12 protein-coding genes and 1 pseudogene are annotated in these 19,029 nt (G+C 36.4%); 5 read left to right on the top strand and 8 right to left on the bottom strand.

Going from position 1 to position 19,029, the window contains the following annotated elements:
- The first annotated feature begins 69 nt into the window (after positions 1-69).
- Positions 70-1,341 carry an ISL3 family transposase gene (locus tag PY770_RS01125; RefSeq protein ID WP_275045807.1) on the top strand — a complete coding sequence of 424 codons (1,272 nt, stop codon included), beginning with the start codon at positions 70-72 and terminating at the stop codon, positions 1,339-1,341.
- A gap of 130 nt (positions 1,342-1,471) precedes the next feature.
- Here the strand turns inward: PY770_RS01125 and adhE are convergent, their stop codons facing one another.
- From adhE to PY770_RS01100, 5 genes are all read right to left on the bottom strand, one after another.
- Complete coding sequence (gene adhE, locus PY770_RS01120; protein ID WP_275046000.1) at positions 1,472-4,087, bottom strand: bifunctional acetaldehyde-CoA/alcohol dehydrogenase; 2,616 nt, start codon at positions 4,085-4,087, stop codon at positions 1,472-1,474.
- Positions 4,088-4,653: 566 nt separating this feature from the next.
- The gene (locus tag PY770_RS01115; protein ID WP_275045999.1) at positions 4,654-5,829 is read right to left on the bottom strand and encodes an RNA-guided endonuclease TnpB family protein; all 1,176 of its coding nucleotides are present in this window, start codon (positions 5,827-5,829) and stop codon (positions 4,654-4,656) included.
- Positions 5,829-6,227: an IS200/IS605 family transposase gene (tnpA, locus tag PY770_RS01110; protein ID WP_275046090.1), complete on the bottom strand. Its 399-nt coding sequence runs from the start codon at positions 6,225-6,227 to the stop codon at positions 5,829-5,831. The genes PY770_RS01115 and tnpA overlap by 1 nt, the downstream gene beginning before the upstream one ends.
- A gap of 82 nt (positions 6,228-6,309) precedes the next feature.
- A complete protein-coding gene (locus tag PY770_RS01105; RefSeq protein WP_275045998.1) occupies positions 6,310-7,017 on the bottom strand; it encodes a hypothetical protein in 708 nt (235 codons plus the stop codon).
- On the bottom strand, positions 7,017-9,353 hold the full coding sequence (locus tag PY770_RS01100; protein ID WP_275045997.1) for an HAD-IC family P-type ATPase: 2,337 nt from the start codon (positions 9,351-9,353) through the stop codon (positions 7,017-7,019). Before PY770_RS01100 ends, PY770_RS01105 begins: the two co-directional genes overlap by 1 nt.
- A gap of 213 nt (positions 9,354-9,566) precedes the next feature.
- Here PY770_RS01100 and PY770_RS01095 point away from each other — a divergent pair, with 213 nt between their 5' ends.
- Genes PY770_RS01095 through nrdI form a run of 3 tightly spaced genes read left to right on the top strand, consistent with a single transcriptional unit; the run spans position 9,567 to position 14,514 of the window.
- Complete coding sequence (locus PY770_RS01095) at positions 9,567-10,943, top strand: hemolysin family protein (protein ID WP_275045996.1); 1,377 nt, start codon at positions 9,567-9,569, stop codon at positions 10,941-10,943.
- A gap of 49 nt (positions 10,944-10,992) precedes the next feature.
- The gene (locus PY770_RS01090) at positions 10,993-14,037 is read left to right on the top strand and encodes a YfhO family protein (protein ID WP_275045995.1); all 3,045 of its coding nucleotides are present in this window, start codon (positions 10,993-10,995) and stop codon (positions 14,035-14,037) included.
- A 9-nt stretch (positions 14,038-14,046) separates the two neighbouring features.
- Positions 14,047-14,514 (top strand): class Ib ribonucleoside-diphosphate reductase assembly flavoprotein NrdI, encoded by a 468-nt coding sequence (gene nrdI / locus PY770_RS01085; protein WP_014081530.1) that lies wholly within the window; start codon positions 14,047-14,049, stop codon positions 14,512-14,514.
- Between the two features lie 48 nt (positions 14,515-14,562).
- On the opposite strand, the gene PY770_RS01080 is transcribed toward nrdI, so the two are convergent.
- The 3 genes from PY770_RS01080 to PY770_RS01070 form a co-directional block, all read right to left on the bottom strand.
- The gene (locus PY770_RS01080) at positions 14,563-14,739 is read right to left on the bottom strand and encodes a hypothetical protein (RefSeq protein WP_153198624.1); all 177 of its coding nucleotides are present in this window, start codon (positions 14,737-14,739) and stop codon (positions 14,563-14,565) included.
- A 1-nt stretch (position 14,740) separates the two neighbouring features.
- The gene (locus PY770_RS01075) at positions 14,741-15,514 is read right to left on the bottom strand and encodes an amino acid ABC transporter substrate-binding protein (protein ID WP_275045994.1); all 774 of its coding nucleotides are present in this window, start codon (positions 15,512-15,514) and stop codon (positions 14,741-14,743) included.
- Between the two features lie 133 nt (positions 15,515-15,647).
- Complete coding sequence (locus PY770_RS01070; RefSeq protein WP_275045993.1) at positions 15,648-17,915, bottom strand: excinuclease ABC subunit UvrA; 2,268 nt, start codon at positions 17,913-17,915, stop codon at positions 15,648-15,650.
- Between the two features lie 176 nt (positions 17,916-18,091).
- On the opposite strand from PY770_RS01070, the pseudogene PY770_RS01065 reads away from it, so the two are divergent.
- Positions 18,092-18,937: pseudogene (locus tag PY770_RS01065) on the top strand (P-type ATPase actuator domain-containing protein); the annotation flags it as partial.
- Positions 18,938-19,029: the final 92 nt, after the last annotated feature.

The following is a 19,029-nucleotide window of genomic DNA, read 5'->3' as shown; positions in this document are numbered from 1 at the left end:
GCGGACATTTCCTGTCCGTTCATCCAAGTCAACCACCACGAAGATTTTTCAGAAAGAAGGAAATGCCCTATGTGTAATGATACTACAAAATTATTATTAGGAATAGCTGACGAGAACCTAAAAATTACTGACGGTGAAACTGGAGAAGACGGGGTTATTCGCTTAACTGGCCACTTGGATTACACGCCGAAGGCTTGTCCCAAGTGCGGGATTATCAATGATCAAAAGATTATTAACTACGGCTGGCGCAATACCACTATCAGATTCTCGAAGGTTCTGAGCAACACCGTCATCTTAGCCTTAAAGCGCCGCTATTTCCACTGTAAAGAATGTCACGGCAACTTTCTTGCACAAACAGTGACAGTTCCGAAACACTGTACAATTTCAAACACCAGCCGCAAAGAATGCCTAGAGAAGCTCGGTGAACCGGTCTCTTTGAAGCACATTGCCAATGAAGTATCGGCATCAGATTCATTTGTGGGCCGCCAGTTAATGCGCGCTGAACGAGACTTTCAAACCAATTGGCACTATTTACCAGAGATCATCTTAATGGATGAGGTGAAGAGTACCAAGAGCGCTACTGGTACCATGAGCTTTGAGTTCATGAATGGCGAAACCCATGAATTAATCGACTTACTCCCTTATCGAACCATCAATAAACTAGAGAAGTATTTTTACCGCTTCGATCAAGCTGCCCGAGAAAACGTCAAAATTATTGTGACTGATATGAATTATACCTACCCCAAGCTTGTGCAGACCGTGTTCCCCAATGCCATGGTGGTCATGGACAAGTTTCATATTATCAACGCCCTAAATCGGGCGTTTAACAAAACCAGAATCAAGGTGATGAAGAAGTTTACCCCGTCTTCTCGCGAATTTCACGCCCTTAAGCGCTACTGGAAGCTGTTGTTAGTACCAACTGAACAGCTTAACTTTGAACAATTCAAAAAGTGGACTAATTTTCCTTACTGGATGGCTGCCACCGATGTTGTCCATCAGCTGTTATCGTTGGATTCAGAACTAGAACAAACTTATCAAGTCTTAAACAGCGTCCGGTCAGCTGTCCAACATCAAGATTGGCATAACTACAATGCGGCATTTTGGAATAACAAAACGTATTCTGAAGAAATGAAGAACACGATTAAAACACTTGAAAGCCATCATGATGAGATTCGTAACACCTTTACCACACACTATTCAAATGGTCCTTTGGAAGGTTCTAATAATAAAATCAAGGCGATCAAACGAGCCAGTTTTGGCTATCGCAGCTTCTGGAGGTTTAGAACTCGAGTACTATACGTTTTCAAAATCAAAACAAAAAGAGCCCTAATCACGAAGTGATTAGAACTCGAAATATGGATTCACCAACAACAGTTGACGAAGAGCCAGAAAAACAACTAATCGCAGTTTTAATTAATTCAATTAAAAAATAAAAAGCGCATCGTCAATGACGATGTGCTTTTATGTTTAATTAAACTTCTTTATCTGTTTCAGTTTCAACCCCAACTCCATCGTATTCTTCAAGAATCATCTTCTTAAGGTCTGCGAAAAGTGGTTCTTTAGGGTTAGCAGTAGTACATTGGTCAGAGTAAGCTAATTCAGCAAGATGAGTTGCAGCAGCTTCTAGGTCTGCTTTGTTAACTCCTTGAGCCTTCAAGCTTAAAGTTACACCAACTGAGTGAGCTAATTCGATGAACTTGTGAACCAAAGCTTCTTTGAGTTCTTCGTTAGTTGATCCTGGTAAGCCAAGGTAACGAGCAATTTCAGCGTAGTCTTGGTCGGCACGGAATGATTCGTACTTAGGCCAAGTAGCAATCTTCTTAGGTTTTTCAAAGTTGTAACGAATTACATGTGGCAAGGTAATTGCAATTGCGATACCGTGAGTAATTCCAAATTGTCCACCAAGTTTGTGAGCAATTGAGTGTGTAATTCCCAAGAAGGCGTTTGCAAAGGCCATACCGGCAATGGTTGAAGCAGTGTGCATCTTGTCACGAGCTTCCATGTTGCCATTGTAAGAATCAGTCAAGTTTTCAAAAATCATCTTGATGGCTTGGAGTGATAAGGGACGAGTGTAGTCAGATGCCATTACTGATACGTATGATTCAATGGCATGAGTTAAAGCATCAAGTCCTGAAGCAGCAATGGTTTTCTTTGGAACCGTAGCCACAAATTGAGGATCAATAATCGCAACATCAGGGGTCAAAGCGTAATCAGCTAATGGGTACTTGATGTGTAATTTAGAATCAGTGATAACTGAGAATGGTGTTACTTCTGATCCAGTACCTGAAGTACTTGGGATTGCAACCATTTGTGACTTGCTTGGTTTTTCAAAGCGGTAAGCACGTTTTCTGATATCTAAGAATTTTTGTTTTGCTCCAAAGAAGTCAGTTTCTGGGTTTTCGTAAATTAACCACATCATCTTAGCAGCATCAAGTGGTGAACCACCACCTAAAGCGATAATGGTATCTGGCTTGAAGCCACGCATTTGAGTAACCCCTGCTTGAACTATATCAGTTGTTGGTTCGTCGTGGATATCATCAAAGATGTAGTATTGAACGCCATCTGGACGTGCATTTAATTCATCTAAAACTTTGTCAACGTAGTGATATTTAACCATTGAAGGACTGGTAACGATGAAGGCCTTCTTGATGTTTGGCATATCTTTAAGGTAACGAACTGAATTCTTTTCGAAGTAAATCTTAGGTAATTTAATCCATTGCATATTATTTCTTCTCTTTGCGATTGTCTTAATGTTCAATAAGTCGTAGTCAGTAACGTTATGTGAGATTGAGTTATTACCCCATGATCCAGTACCTAACGTTAATGAAGGAGTCATGTTGTTGTAAAGGTTACCAACACCACCTAAACCAGCTGGTGAGTTAACCAAGACCCGTGAAGCTTTTACAGCAACACCAAAGTCAACAGCTAATTGATCATTTCTAGTTTGAATAGCAGCAGTATGACCTAATCCACCGTAGTTCAATAATTTAGCTACAATTTTAAAGGCATCTTCATGATTCTTTGACTTGTAAACTGAAATTACAGGAGAAAGTTTTTCACCAGACATTGGGTATTTAGGACCAATTCCAGTCATTTCAACAGCAAGAACTTGAGTATCCTTTGGAACCTTAATTCCGGCCATATCAGCAATTTGTTGAGCAGTTGCTCCAGCGATTGGGCCTTTAACACTCAAACGAGTACTGTCAAACATTGCATCAGTTAATTTTTGTTTTTCATTATCAGGAATAAAGTAAACTCGGTTAAGTGAAAGTTGTTCTTTTACATCGTCGTAGATTGAAGCATCAATCACAGCACTGTTTTCAGTTGCACAAATCATTCCGTTATCAAAAGTTTTTGATAAAACTAAATCATTAACGGCACGAGGAATGTTAGCTGTTTCTTCAATATAAACAGGACCATTACCAGGACCAACACCTAAAGCTGGTTTACCAGTTGAGTAAGCAGCTTTAACAAGACCAGGACCACCAGTTGCTAAAGTACATGCAACCCCTGGGTTTTGAATCAAATCATTAGTTGCCTCACGACTTGGTTCGGTAATCCATTGGATAGCATCTTTAGGAGCACCAGCAGCAATCGCAGCATCACGCATAATTTGAGCAGCTTTGATTGATGATTTTATAGCTTGTGGATGAAGACTAAAGATAATTGCATTTCTAGTTTTCATTGAAATAATTGATTTGAATAAAGTAGTTGAAGTTGGGTTAGTTACAGGAGTAATTCCTGCTAACACACCAAGTGGTTCAGCGACTTTGATTAAATCTTCTTCTGAGTTTTCTTCAATTACACCAACTGTTTTATCGTTCCGGATGTTATTCCAGATTTCTTCAGTGGCAAATAAGTTTTTAATTGCTTTATCTTCAGCGACTCCACGACCAGTTTCTTTAAAGGCCATTTCACCAAGCATTTGGTGAGCGTTTACCCCGGCAATTACCATTGCGTGGGTAATGTGATCAACTTTCTTTTGATCAAAATTACTCATTTCGTCTAAGGCAACATGTGCTTTGGCAACCATATCATCAATATTCTTTTTGATTGCTTCAACATTTGGTTGTTTCTTTTCTACCATATTATTCACCCTCCGGTTCATAAACGTTTAATTGTTATTCATTTCACAATTTCATAATATCACACTCTTTTTGTTTTGCCAAACATTTGTTTAAAAATCTTTATAAAGACTGTCTTATCAGTATATTAAAGATTTTTATATCCATTATAAATAATATTGCTCAATTAATAACATACTCGGGTAATAAAACAGCCAAGCACTGAATTTAATCAGGACTTGGCTGTTATTTGTTATTTATTCTTCTGTCCACAAAATATTAATATTATTTTGTTTGCAATTCTTTCCACATTCGTTTTGATCTAGCATTAATTACTTTAGCTGACTCTTTTACATATTCTTCAAACGTTTCTGAAGAAGCTAAATTTTTTACGTTGTAGGCATTATTTTCATCATATCCATCGGTGAAATCTTGTATTGAACTACTCCCACTTAGCTAAGCCTACGGCTTGACGCTTGAAGTGGGAGATTCTGGGAACATCGCATACTTACTCTACCGGTTCTAAGTGAACTTTCGAGCAGAGGTTACGACTATTGACCAAGGCCCGTCCCAGGCCTAAATAGCTTAATTATTGGGTAGCTAACCCCTTTTTCAGAATTACTTGAGCTGCATTGATATCGCGATCTAGGTGGGTCCCGCAGTTGGGACAATCCCATTCACGAACATCTAGCCATTCCGATTTATCTAAACCTAACCGATGGTTGCTTTTCCCACAGTTAATACAGATTTGACTAGTATATGCTGGATTAACCTGAATGAGTTTTTTACCGTACCAATCACATTTATACTGCAAGATACTAACTAGCTTAGACCAACTAGCGTTGGTAATCGCTCGAGCTAGTTTATGATTTTTCAACATGCCCTTAATGTTAAGTTTTTCTAGCACAATGATGTCATATTGTTTAACTAACTTGGTTGTGAACTCTTGTAACTGATCCAACCGTTGGTTGGCGATTTTTTGACGATATTTAGCAACCATGACACGAGCTTTTTGGTAGTTTTTGAAGTCGTCTAATTGCCGTGGAGCTAAGACCTTATTGTGGTAATTCCAAGCAATGGCTTGTTTAGCTAATAGGTAGCGTCGACTGCGCAACCTTTCCCAATGGTGTAGCTTCTTACGATACTTATCTTCAAAATGGTGAATTGGCTCTTTGTAACCGTCGGATAGATTAAGTAATGATTTTAATCCTAAATCACCACCAACGCGCTTACCAGTCTTAGCTAATGTTTGGTTTTCGCATTCAGTTAAAACGGTAATGTAGTATTGATTAGCAACAGTTAGGCGAACAGTAACGTTCTTGATTTTGCCTTGTGGCAAACGTCCTGATCGAAAGTAAACTACCCCTAATTTAGGCAACTTAATATGGTGATTGTCAATCACTTTAATGTTGTGGTTGACACATTTCGAGTTATAGCTCTGTGCATACTTTCGTGACTTAAAGTGTGGAAACTTATTTTGCCCTTTAAAAAAACGCTGAAAGGCGTCGGCTAGATTGCGATTAGTACTTTGCAAGGATGTTGATTCTGCTTGCTTCAACCAGGGATATTCTTCTTTTAATCGTTTTAGAAGATTGTTCATGCCAAAGGCATTGACAAACTTGGCTTCTGGATTGTTCTTTTGCCGCTCAATTTGCATATTAAGCATCTGATTCCACACAAAACGAGCGCAACCGAAGGTTTGCATTAAACGGTCACGTTGCTCGGAATTAGGATATATACGCATTTTCACGGCTTTAAGAACCATTACTTTCTCCCTTGACTTTCAATGTACTTTTTTGCTACTTCTAACGGTGCACCACCAGTACTAATTAAACAATAGCTTTGGGTCCAAAAAGCGGATTTCCACAACTGACGCTTAATTTCTGGAAATAGTTTCTTAACCATTCGAGAACTTGATGATTTATAAGCGTTCAGGAACTTAGCCATCTCCGTATGCGGTGTTGCGCGGAACAAGACATGAACATGGTCAATATCATGGTTCCACTCTTGAAGATTAATACCATAAGACTGACCAACTACTACAAAACGATGTTTCAGATACTCAGATATTTCATCGTTAATGACTTTACGCCGATATTTAACAACCATTACTAAATGATAATTGAGTAGATATACTGAGTGCTGATTTCTATCTAATTCTATTGTTATCACCACGATCCTTTAACATATACTAAATATACCATAGCGCAAAAGAAAAAGCACTATCGTGCTTTAAGGAGGCGATTCATCCCCCACTTGTCGAAGTGGGGGTATTCTCGCCAATTATGGATAAATTGACATTTATAAAATTGTTAAATGCATTATTATCATCCGTAACCTTATCGTTATTTGTAACATTACTAATATCTTTATAACTTTCAAAGTAATCTTTTTGCTCTAAAATAGCTTGACCAACAATGCAATCATTAATATATTCGTTTCCATTTTGTTGATAAAAATTTTTCAATAATCTAAGAAAAGCATCGTAACAATCATTAAAACAAAGTGCTCTTTTAGAATTAATTCCTCCCCACGTAGGGGTAAGACCCAGATTTCCCAAGACATAGTAATTTGATAATTGCATTTTTTCTTTATCAGCGTTCTCAGCAAATTCAACTGGCCCATCAAATGGTGCATATTTTTTTAAAATATCTTTAATTTGATTCTTTTTATCATCTTTTAATGACTTATATGCTTGGTTATAATATCTTTTCATAATTGGTATGCGCCAAGTAATTAATGTATCACCAGTTAAATCTTCATATTCTTTCTTTTCAGTATTAAACCACTCAAATGTTTGTTTATAAAATTTATCATTATCATAAAATGAAAATAATTTTCCATAAACTTCTTTTGCAAGTGCTGAACGATCAGCTTCTTCACCATCACTAGCAAAATTGTAATTTATCGCTTGTTCTTCACTTAGTTCTAAAAAATCTTCAATTTTTTTCATCACTCACTATCCAGTTTTCCAATAGAAATTTTCTTATCTCTAAAATAATTAACTAATCTCTGAACTAATAAGAAAACCGGATTAACTGTTAGCAATAACAGCAAACCAATTCCGCCAACCTGCCAGGTAAACAACCTAGCAAGAAAGAAAAACTTCCCAAAAATAATAAACAATCCCATAAACCCAATAATGCTTCCTGCAACAATCATGGCTTTATAACGGTTTAAAGGACGACTCACTAATAGCAATGCTTGCCAGCTAATCAATCCCGTTAACAAAACGTTTAACGTATCAGTTGTAGCAACTTTAAATCCTAATAAATTACCAATTCCGCCAATTAGAATAATATAGATCACCACACAAATAGCTGACGGAAGCGCAATTTCGACGATTCCGGTGAAGAAACGATTTTTAATTGGATGAAATTCGGGTGCCAATGCTAAGAAGAATGACGGAACTCCAACCATCAAACTATTAATTGGTGTGAGTTGAATGGGCTGAAATGGATAACTTTTGGCCATGAAAATAAAAATCAAACTCAACATAATTGAGAACATTGTTTTGACCAAGTACAAAGCTGCGATGTTATCGATATTATTAATCACGCGTCGACCCTCATTTAAAATTTGAATTAAAGCTGAAAAATTAGAATCAACTAACACAAAGCCTGCGATACTTTTGGTACTTTCATTTCCTGAAGCCATCGCAATCCCACAGTTAGCCTGACGCAAAGCTAAAATATCGTTTACTCCGTCACCGGTCATGGCTACAGTGTGCCCGTTATCCTGTAAAGCTTTTACCAATCGTTCTTTTTGCTCGGGTTTAACGCGCCCAAAGACGGTCGTTTTAGCGACTAAATCATGATAATTGGCATCATCCGCCACCGTTGTCATATCAACTAGTTGCTCAGCTTTTGCAATTCCCGTTCGTTGCGCAATCGCTGCCACGGTGGTCGGATCATCACCAGAAATTACTTTAACAGTAACTCCTTGATTAGCAAAATAGGCCAGAGTGCTAGGAGCATCCGCTCTAATCACGTCCGTAATCAAAATAAATGCGACTAGTTCGGCACCAGTTATGCCATCTCGACTCATTTCATCAGCTTTGACTAACGCCAAAACCCGATTACCATTTGCCGCAAATCCATGTACTTGCTGTGTTTGTTGCTCACTTAATTGCAACACGAATTGTGGAGCCCCTAACACATAGTTGCCCTGTTCAAACTGCACGCCACTCCACTTACGAGCAGAAGAAAATGGCACAATTTGTTGTGCGTGATATGGATGACTAGGAAAGGCTGTTTTCAGTGCTTCGGCGGTTTCATTAGTATCATCAATTTCTTTAACTAACGAACCCAAAATGTCACTAACCATTTTCTCATTTTGTCCATGAGATAAGACTAATTGTTTAAACTGCAAATTTCCATTCGTAATCGTTCCTGTTTTATCCAAGCAAAGTGTATCAACTCGTGCCAACGTTTCAATAGATGCTAAATCTCTAACTAACACTTGTTTCCGAGCTAAATGATAAGCAGAAATCGCTAAGGTAACGGATGAAAGTAAAATCAATCCTTCTGGAATCATCCCAATCATCGCTGCTACAGTCCCTAAAATAGCATGATTCAAAGCAACACCATGCCACAAACGGGAAGCAAATAAGAGCAGACTCAGTGGGATAATGATAATTGTTAAAATGCGAATAATTCGTTTAATTAAATTCAACAACACACTATTATTTTTTTCCGTTTTGCTAACTTTTTCGGTTAATGAATTTACAAAGGTGGACTTTCCAACTTCCGTGGCTTGCATAATCGCATGCCCGCTAACCACAAAACTCCCAGAAATTAAGCTTTCACCATCCGTTTTAATAATTACATCAGATTCTCCAGTGATTTGGGACTCATCAATTTCTAATTCTTGAGTTTCTTTAACAATCCCATCAACCGGAACTTGGTCTCCTAATTGTAAAACAAGCAAATCATCTAAAACGATTCCTTCTGGTTCAATTTCAACCTGTTTACCATTGCGAATCACGGTCACTTTTGATTGTGATAACAATGCCATTTTATCAACTTGTCGTTTAGCTCTAATTTCTTGGAAAATTCCAATCATAGTATTAACTGTAGCAATTAATAAAAACAACATATTTTTATAACTACCAGTTAAAAAAACCAAAATTCCAAGAATTACATTGATTAAATTAAATAAGGTAAACGTATTTTCAAAAACAATTTGTTTGCTACTTTTCGTTAATGATTCTGTTGCAGTATTATTTTCCCCTGCAGCAATTCGGGTTTGGACCTGAGCTGAGGTAAGCCCAGTTAAATTTTGTGTCATTTTTCCACCCCTTTTGTTTAATTATAACTAAGCCCTTTTAATTTTTCAGTGGTCATCATTCGAGTTAACCAAAATTTACTATTATCGTTGAATAATTTTGGAAAAAAACGTGTTTTCTTCCATATTATGGTAAAATTATTAAGTGTAACGTCAAATTTTTAATTTTGACTTGAATTGACTACTATTTTATTAAAATGAAAAGAGGAATGCTTTTTGGTTACTGGATCGATTTTTGTCGACTTAGTTATTATATTAGTGATGTTCTTCTTTGCGGGATATTTTGTTGCTTGTGAATTTGCTCTAGTGCAATCACGGCCGACTGCCTTACAAGAAGAACTCGATGACGAGAACACAAGTGCAAAGCGGAAACACAAAATTAAGCTCGAAATGAAGATGGTAACGAACCTTAATGAATACCTATCTACTACTCAAGTAGGAGTTTCACTTGCCGGAATTATTTTAGGATGGATTGGTGAATCATTTGCCGTTGAAATCTTTGTTGATTTATTTGGTGCTTCTGGAATTGGCTTAAGCAGTGCTGCTGCCCACGGTTTTGGTGTAGTAATTGGGGTGTTAATTTTAACTTACCTAGAAGTGGTTTTCACCGAAATCTTACCTAAAAACCTTAGTATTGATATGCCACTTAAGGTTTTAGCAGTTGTTAGTGGTCCACTTCACTACTTCCACATAATGTTCTACCCATTTGTATGGTTATTAAATGTTTCAGCAGCTGGAGTAGTTAAAATGCTAGGTCTTCCTGTTGCAAATGAAAACGATGAAGCCCTTTCTCAATCTGAAATTTTAAGTGTCTCTAAAGCAGCCGTTAAAAATGGTGACTTAGAAAAAGACGATTACCTTTACATGCGTCGGGTTTTTGAATTAAATGATAAAACCGCTCGAGATGTCATGATTGATCGGACCCGTTTAAAGACCATTGATATTGATGCCACTGATGAAGAGGCCATTGAAACTTACCTCAACACCAAATTTAGTCGACTTCCCGTTGTTAAGGATAACGATAAAGATGATATTTTGGGTTATGTTTATATCTATGACTTAATTCAACAAGCTCAAATCAATAAAGAAAAACCAATCAAGAGTCTCATCCGTAAAATTAGTACTACTTCTGAAACGACCCCGATTGCGATGGTGCTCCAACAAATGATCAGTAACCATCAACCAATCGTAGTTGTGATTGATGAATATGGTGGTACCTCAGGAATTATTACCGATAAAGATATTTATGAAGAGTTATTTGGAACAGTTCGTGATGAAATTGATACAGTTAACCATGCCGCTATTTTCCGCCAACCCAATGGTACATACAAAATTGGCGGAAAAATGAATACTTATGACTTTGAAAAACTTTTCGATACGGATATCAAAGCCTTTGATGGATCAGATATTGTAACTCTTTCTGGTTTCATCATTGAACACAATCCTCACATTAAAGTTGGAGATGTGGTCAAATTAGGTGACTTTGAATTCAAAGTGTTAGCCTACGAAAATTCATTCATCGACTGGTTTGGGGTTAAGAAAATTGAAACTGAAACTGAAACTGACGATGATCAAGATGAATCCGATAAATAATCTATAAAGACGAGGCTATGCCTCGTTTTTTATTTAAGGAGTTTTAATAATGAACGCAATTAAAAAAATACCAGCTTGGCTGGGTTACACCATTTTGTTTGCTGTAATTACATCGACTTTTGCCTTTATGTTTTCATTAACTGATACTTCGTTAATTTGGAGTTTTGATGGAATTGCCCAACATTATCCAATTCTAGTAAGTTTTCATGATATGTTACTTCATTTCATTCAACATCCATCGCAAGGATTAACCCACTGGTCATGGAATATTGGAATGGGAGCAGATCAATTAACTAGCTTTTCTTACTATGTTGTTGGTGATTTATTTAACTATTTGATTATATTTTTCCCCAAAAATCAAATCGAATTTGGCTACAGCTTTTTAGTCCTCCTTCGTCTCTATTGTGCTGGTCTATCATTTCTTTTATTTGCTAAACAATTTAACTTTAAAAAATATAGTTTGGTCATCAGCACTTTAACCTACACATTTGGTAGTTATGCTTTATATGCTGGTTTACATCATGCCTTCTTCATTTTACCTTTGATTTTCTTTCCTCTCTTAGCATTAGGAATTGAAAAAATCATTCATAATAAATCAATGTGGTGGTTAGTTTTAGCAACCTTAATTACTTTTTTGAGTAATTTCTACTTTGCTTATATATTAGGACTAGGTTGCATCATTTATGTAATCATTCGCTACTTTTCTGTACGAAAAGAACCTTGGTTTAATTTCAAATCCAGTTTACTTAAATTAATTGGAACAATCATCAGTGGGATTGCATTAGCTAGCATCTTATTTATTCCCACGATTCTCTATGCCTTTAAATCAACCAGAATTAAGAATGTTTTTGCCAATGGTTATTTAACTTATCCAACCAGTTACTATCTAAACCTTCCCGGAAAAATGATTGGTTTAGGTGGAACCTTTAACTTCTGGCTTTTAATTGGAATTAGTGGTTTTAGTTTTTTAGCCATCATTTATACCCTCAGTCATTTTAATAAATATAAAACCATTAACGCAGCCCTAATCATTTCCATGATTGGAATCTTAATTCCGGCGTTCAGTTCCGTTTTCAATGCTTTAGCTTCACCATCTAACCGTTGGGCTTCCTTGATTTTATTGCCAATTGGATTAGCAACTGCGATTTTCGCTGATCACTTAACAACGCTTTCAAAACGTGATTTAACTATTTTTGCGCTTGCTTCAATTGGATTAGTGATTCTAGTTTGGATTTGTAATGGATTTATCTTCAAGGTTCATCGTCATGATTTTTCTGAATATTTCTTATTGTTTATTTTAATTGGAATCTTATTTGCTGCACAATTTTTCAAGTGGAGACCAACAACGTTAATTAGTAGTGTTCTCGTATTAGTTACAATCAACTTGATTTCTCTTGGAATTGGCTTTTATAGTCCTGACAGCAGCGGTTACTCTAAAGGAATGTTGAATAAAAATGTTGCTAAATCATATACGCAAAACTACTATGATGGTGCGGAAAAATTTGTTAAGCCTAAATTAAAAACTTATCGAACAACGATTGGTCCTAAATATCATTATTTCCCTGATGAACGCGATAATTTTATTAACACCGACTACTTCAATGCTGCTTCAAATCTTCCAATGATTCTAGGAACACATGATATTGCTTCTTATTTAACAGTGGAAAACGGATTTGTTGGTAAATTAGAAAGAACTCTCCAAAATAATCAATTTACCCCAAACAATCCAGTTGCTCAAAACGACTATCGTTCCTCCTTGGAAAACTTGTTTGGGGTCAAATACATGTTCGTGCGTTCTGATAAAGCCCAAAAATCATTACCATATGGCTTTAAACTAGTTCGTGATCAGAATCACCAACCAAAATTATTCCAAAATGGAAGCAATGTTCCTAGTAAAGAAAATGAAGTTGGAACGGTCTTAGCCAAAAATAAAAATGCTTTACCATTGATGTACACTCAAACTAAAATTATTCCCCAAAATGATTTTAAAAAGCTTTCAGTAAATGATAAAGAACAGGCTTTAATCAATGCTACTAACGTTACAAAACCAATTTCTGGAATTAAATCAGTTAACTACCATAGCAAGACTAAAAATCTAAAATATACGGTTGATTTTGATAATACTAATTTAATTACTAACCAAAAAGATTTAGACAAATCTGACTTTGCCAAAAAAGCTAATCAAATGACTTCCCCTAACAATCGTTATGCTTCTGCAGATAAAATTGAATCTATTTTAGAACAGAATCAAAACATTGAAGAGAAACTACAAAAACAAAATCAGGATGGTCTTCATTACTTAACCCGTGATGCATTAGGCCACTCAATTCCTACTGAACTGAAAATTAAGCATCCTAATTCAACCAAACATGCCGAATTGTATTTGGAATTGGATGGAATTCAAGGAAACTATAATAGTAATTATCAAATTGAACAAATTAAAAATAATCGAAATGCGTTAAATAATCGTTTTGAAACCAAATTTGCTCAACTTAATCTTTTCCGGAAAAATATTTCCACTTACAATAATGGAAGTTTCGTTTTAACCGCTTCAACCAAAGGAATGAGCAATGCTGTTACCCAATTAGGAACCGATGAATTATCAAACTACATTCCTAAAAAGCACGCATTAATTAACTTAGGATTCTCATCTAAAGCTCGCAAACAAATTAACCTTAAGTATTCTGATATAACTTCAATGCATTTTAAGAAGGCACGATTGATTGTTGTTCCATTTAATAAAGAGTACCAAGCTCAAATTAAACATGACCAAAAAAATAGCTTAACTAAACTTAAGACCCATAACAATCAAGTGTCTGGAATTAGTCATAATTCTCATAAATCGGTGTTAACCAGTTCAATCCCATACTCTAGTGGTTGGAAATTGACTATCGATGGAAACCCTGCTACTATTCAAATTGTTAACCAAGCATTTGTTGGTGGAGTAATTCCAGCAGGTAATCATAAGATTAAATTAACTTACCAAACCCCTGGTTTACTAATTGGAAAAATAATTAGTTTGCTTAGTTTTTTCGTTATTTTAATCATTAGTACGATAATTTGGTATTTTAAAAAAATAAAAGTAAACGACTAGGAGAAAATTATGAAACCACTTAAACTTATCTTCATTTCAAATACTGGAAATACGCGTAATTTTGCTGAAAATTTAGTAAATTATGCACAAGAACAAAATCAAAAAAATCCGGATTACCCACTCTTATCCATAGAAGAAATTAGTGAACAAACGGATTTTGGAAATGAAACCGAACCTTACTTCGTCTCTGTTCCTACATATCTCTCTGGTGGTGATGGAACTGGTGATAATGTAAAAGAAGTCATGACAACTATTTTAGGTGAATATCTTGATTATCACGATAATGCTAAGCAGTGTTTAGGAATTATTGGAAGTGGAAATAAAAATTTCAACATTCAATATTGTTTAACCGCTAAACGTTATTCCAAAAGATTTAACGTTCCTTTTTTAGCTGATTTTGAACTTCGAGGAAACGATAAAGATGTACAAAGAATTTATGAAGATATGGTTGAACGAACTAAGGAAGTAAATCAATAAATACAAAAAAGTCCCTCCACACATCAATCGTGTGAAGGGACTTTTCATTTACATTTTTAACATTTCAATCGGACGTTTTTGTAACGGTTGAACTCGACGGGCATTGACTGGAAAATGATTCGTAAACCAATCTAGTTGCCCTTGATTGAGCGTTAAGTCCGCTGATGTAACAACTAGCCATTCAACACCTGGTTGCCAATCGTTTTGTTTACTATAATCTAACATCTTATTCGTGCATCAAATCTTTGCCAAAGTATTTAAGAGAAAGCTTCTTAATCGTACCGTCTTTTTGTTCAGCTTTAAGGGCTTTATTCATTTCTTTAGTTAACTTGGTTGATTTTTTATTTAACATTGGAGCAATTGGTTCAATCTTAATGTATTTATAAGGAATAACTTGGTAAGTTAAATCAGTATCTTTATGACTCTTCTTCCAGTAGTTAAAAGCTGCTTCAGAGTTGATAGCTCCATCGGCACGGCCTTGGTTAATCATATCCATGTCAGTTTGAAAATCAGGAGCAGCAACTACTTTAGCCCCAAGTTTTTCAGCAGTGGTCCAATTTTCGGTACCAGTTCCAGCCGCAATCGTTTTCCCTTTAAGGTTACTCATCTTCAAACCAGGTTTTGAAATCAAAACACTCTTAGAGTAGATGTAAGGAGTCGCATATCTAAATTGTTTCTTCCGTGCTGGGTTAACCCACATATCGTTAAAAATTACATCATATTGATTTGACCCTAAACCGGCAATTAATGAATCCCAACCAGTCGTGACAAATTTTGGTTTTAGCCCCATCCGTTTGGCAGTATCACGAGCTAATTCCACTTCAAAACCGGTTAATTTACCATCTTTAGCACGATAAGCATAAGGAGCGTACGTTCCTTCCATTCCAATCGTTAAGGTCCCAGGCGTTTTAGTGTCAGCTTGCTTACTTTTGTTTCCACAGGCAACTAACAATAATGCTGATAATCCAATTGTCAAAAGCAAACCTAATTTTTTCTTCATTTTTCTTCCCTCATATATAACTTTAGTTTTTCACAAAAAAGAACCGACTAAACTAAATAATTTTATAGTTTAATCAGTACTTTCTTTTTGTTAGTAACATTAAAACATTATTTAAATTTAAAGTAAAGCATTTTTATCGATTCTCAGCCATATAGGTTTTCAAAGCTCGACCAGTAAATGATTCTTCATCGTTCACTGAACCTGCTGGAGTACCACTATATAATACGTTTCCTCCATAGATTCCAGCTCCTGGACCAATATCAATTAGCCAATCAGCTTGGCTAATCACATCTAAATTATGTTCCACGATGATGAGACTATCACCTTGTTTCACCATCTTCCGGAAGAGTTTAACTAACTTATCGGTATCTTTCATATGAAGTCCAGCGGTTGGTTCATCAAGGAAGTACGTCTGGCCTTTTTCACCAAGCGTTTGGGCTAAACGAAGCCGTTGTAATTCTCCCCCAGAAACTGTCGTCAATGCTTGATCAAGACCTAAATAATCCAAACCAACTTGACGCATCCGTGCTAATGGGGCTTCAATGTCTCGGTCACCGATGAAGAATTCTTGGGCTTGGGCCACTGACATCGCTAAAACTTCAGCAATATCTTTACCATGGTACTTGTAACTCAAAGCTTCCTTACTGTACCGTTTCCCGCCACAGACTTCACAGACCTGCTTAACGGGATCCATAAAGGCCATGTCGGTAATTGTAACTCCTTTACCTTTACAACGAGGACAAGCACCCTTTCCGTTATAACTAAAGAGTTGCGTCGAAACGTCATTGGCTTTGGCAAACAAACGCCGAATTGGGTTCAAAATATCCAAATAAGTAACTGGAGTAGAACGAATACTAATTCCCGCGGTCTTTTGGGTTAAGTCAACGTAGTTCCCGTTTAATTTATCTTTTAAAGCTTGTGACAAAGATGATTTCCCTGAACCAGCAACTCCTGATAAAACGGTCATAATTCCCATTGGAACCTTAACACTGACATCGTTTAAGTTATGCAAGCTAACGTGTTCCATATCAACAAAATGCTTTGGTGCAATTACTTTTCCAAAGCTATGTTTCTTTCGTAACCATTTTCCTGTTAACGTATCAGAATTCTTCAATTCTGGGAAAGTGCCCTGGAAGGTAATCTTACCACCATTGGCACCAGATTCTGGACCCACTTCCACTACGTGATCTGCAATCGAAAAGATGGCTGGATTATGATCAACCACAAAGACCGTATTTCCTTTTTCCTTCAAACTAACCAAAGCTTTTTTGATTAATTCAATATCATGCGGATGAAGACCCACACTTGGTTCATCAAAGACATACAAAATATCTGAAAGCGCGTTGGTTAAATGCTTGGCAATCTTAATTCGTTGCACTTCCCCACCAGATAAGGTACTGGTAATTCGATCAAGGGTTAAATAACCTAATCCAATATCAACTAGCGGTTGGACTTTAACTTGTAAACTCCGCACAATTTCAGCACCAAGTGGATCAGTTATGCCATCAAGAAATTCCAAAAATTGAACTAAATTCATTTGGGTTGCTTCGGCAATATTGACGTCATTAATTCGGACACTTAATGCCCGTTTATTTAATCGAGTTCCATGACAAACGGGACAATCATGACGAGTAACTATGGCATCAATCGCTGCTTTATGATGTTTTCCTTCTGAACTATGAATAATCGAACGCATAATTCGTGGTACTAGCCCCTCATAGTCTTTACTCTTAAAGGCTTGAGGTGAGTTAGGAAACGGTAATTTAGGTGCATGCATTAATAATTCATATTCTTCAGGCGTATAATCTTTAATTTTTTTATCATTATCAAATAAACCAGAATCACCATACCGCCGCCAGCGCCAACTATTGGGCTTAAAACTAACGAAGGTTAAAGCCCCATCATTTAATGATTTTTCTGGATCAATTAATTTACTTTCGTCAATATCATCAACGTAGCCCAAGCCTTCACAGTGTGGACACATTCCTTGAGGTAGGTTAAAAGAAAAGACTTCTGAATAACCCACAAACTTATCTCCCACACGAGAAAATAGCAATCGAATTAACGAATACATACCAGTATAAGTAGCTAAAGTTGATCGAGCATTACCGGTTAATTGCTTTTGTTCAATCGCAATGGCTACTGGTAAATTACGAATATCCCCAACATTTGGTTGCCCATACTTAGGTAAATATTGTTGCGAAAAACTAGGAAAAGTTTCGTTTAATTCTCGCCGTGACATTGCTGCCACTGTATCAAAAACTAATGATGATTTACCAGAACCTGATTCACCCAAAAACACGGTAATTTCGTGCTTTTGTAAATCAATATTCACGTGTTTCAAGTTGTTTTGATGTGCATCTAAAACTTCAATTTGATTCCGATAGCAATTTTCAACCATAATATCCTCACAATCTATGACTCTCTTAATACTAATCATATTAAGCTTTTAGGCTTAGGGCTATTAATTAGCCCTTTTATAGTAAAAAAGTTTGACGATGACCAAAATTACTTATATTCTTATATTAATATTATTGTAGAGAAACTTGGATTATTAAAGGAGAAAAAATTGTCCCAGAAATTAAAGCCAGCAACGCGCTTGAAAAAATTAAAACGCTGTTGTCAGCTGAAACCAACGTTTATCGTGATGGAACTCGGACGCAAATGCTCGCACGTAATTTAGTGGTTGGTGATGTGGTTTATCTTGAAGCTGGAGATAACGTTCCTGCTGATTTGAGGTTAGTTGATTTAGATAACTTGCGAATTCAAGAATCGGCTTTAACCGGTGAATCAGATTCAGTTGCAAAAACAATCAATCCTTTACCCCTTAATACACCGATTTCGGATCAAACTAACATGGCGTTTGCTTCAACTGGAGTCACAAACGGAAGTGGACTAGGAATTGTGGTTGCCGTTGGAGAAAACACTGAAATTGGTAAAATTTCAACAACTGTTCAAGATATGAAACACCAAAAGTCGCCTTTAACTAAAGAATTAGATCAATTAGGGGCCGGAATTTCTTGGTTTATTATTATTTCATCCGTCATTTTATTTGTTTTTGGAATGTTTTTACAAATCTATTCCATTCCAGTCTTAGCAATGGCGATTATCACGATGATTGTGGGATCAATGCCTGAAGGTTTACCTGCTTTAATGCAACGACCTCCGCGAAGCAAATACCAAAAACTAATGAACCGTCATGACGTTTGGCAAATGATCTATGTGAGTTTAATCATCGCTGGGATGGCTTTAATTGCTTTTTCGATTACAGAACGTTTTCACATTCCGTTTTTTGTTGCTAGCACGATGGCCGTTAATATTATTATTTGTGGTAAAATTTACTATTTGTTTAATATTCGAACCACTGCGCCGGCCTTTTCTAAGCGCGTAATTCTTTCTATTGAACTACTCCCACTTAGCTAAGCCTACGGCTTGACGCTTGAAGTGGGAGATTCTGGGAACATCGCATACTTACTCTACCGGTTCTAAGTGAACTTTCGAGCAGAGGTTACGAT

Origin of the sequence: Fructilactobacillus sanfranciscensis (assembly GCF_029023685.1) — a bacterium.
Classification (GTDB): Bacteria; Bacillota; Bacilli; order Lactobacillales; family Lactobacillaceae; genus Fructilactobacillus; species Fructilactobacillus sanfranciscensis.
This window is presented reverse-complemented; position numbering and strand designations above follow the sequence as displayed.

Bases quoted from the DNA above. Each gene is read 5' to 3' on its own strand.
- PY770_RS01115 (WP_275045999.1), bottom strand. From the start codon at position 5,829: ATGGTTCTTAAAGCCGTGAAAATGCGTATATATCCTAATTCCGAGCAA.
- PY770_RS01125 (WP_275045807.1), top strand. From the start codon at position 70: ATGTGTAATGATACTACAAAATTATTATTAGGAATAGCTGACGAGAAC.
- nrdI (WP_014081530.1), top strand. From the start codon at position 14,047: ATGAAACCACTTAAACTTATCTTCATTTCAAATACTGGAAATACGCGT.
- PY770_RS01100 (WP_275045997.1), bottom strand. From the start codon at position 9,353: ATGACACAAAATTTAACTGGGCTTACCTCAGCTCAGGTCCAAACCCGA.
- PY770_RS01080 (WP_153198624.1), bottom strand. From the start codon at position 14,739: ATGTTAGATTATAGTAAACAAAACGATTGGCAACCAGGTGTTGAATGG.
- PY770_RS01075 (WP_275045994.1), bottom strand. From the start codon at position 15,514: ATGAAGAAAAAATTAGGTTTGCTTTTGACAATTGGATTATCAGCATTA.
- PY770_RS01070 (WP_275045993.1), bottom strand. From the start codon at position 17,915: ATGGTTGAAAATTGCTATCGGAATCAAATTGAAGTTTTAGATGCACAT.
- adhE (WP_275046000.1), bottom strand. From the start codon at position 4,087: ATGGTAGAAAAGAAACAACCAAATGTTGAAGCAATCAAAAAGAATATT.
- PY770_RS01090 (WP_275045995.1), top strand. From the start codon at position 10,993: ATGAACGCAATTAAAAAAATACCAGCTTGGCTGGGTTACACCATTTTG.
- PY770_RS01105 (WP_275045998.1), bottom strand. From the start codon at position 7,017: ATGAAAAAAATTGAAGATTTTTTAGAACTAAGTGAAGAACAAGCGATA.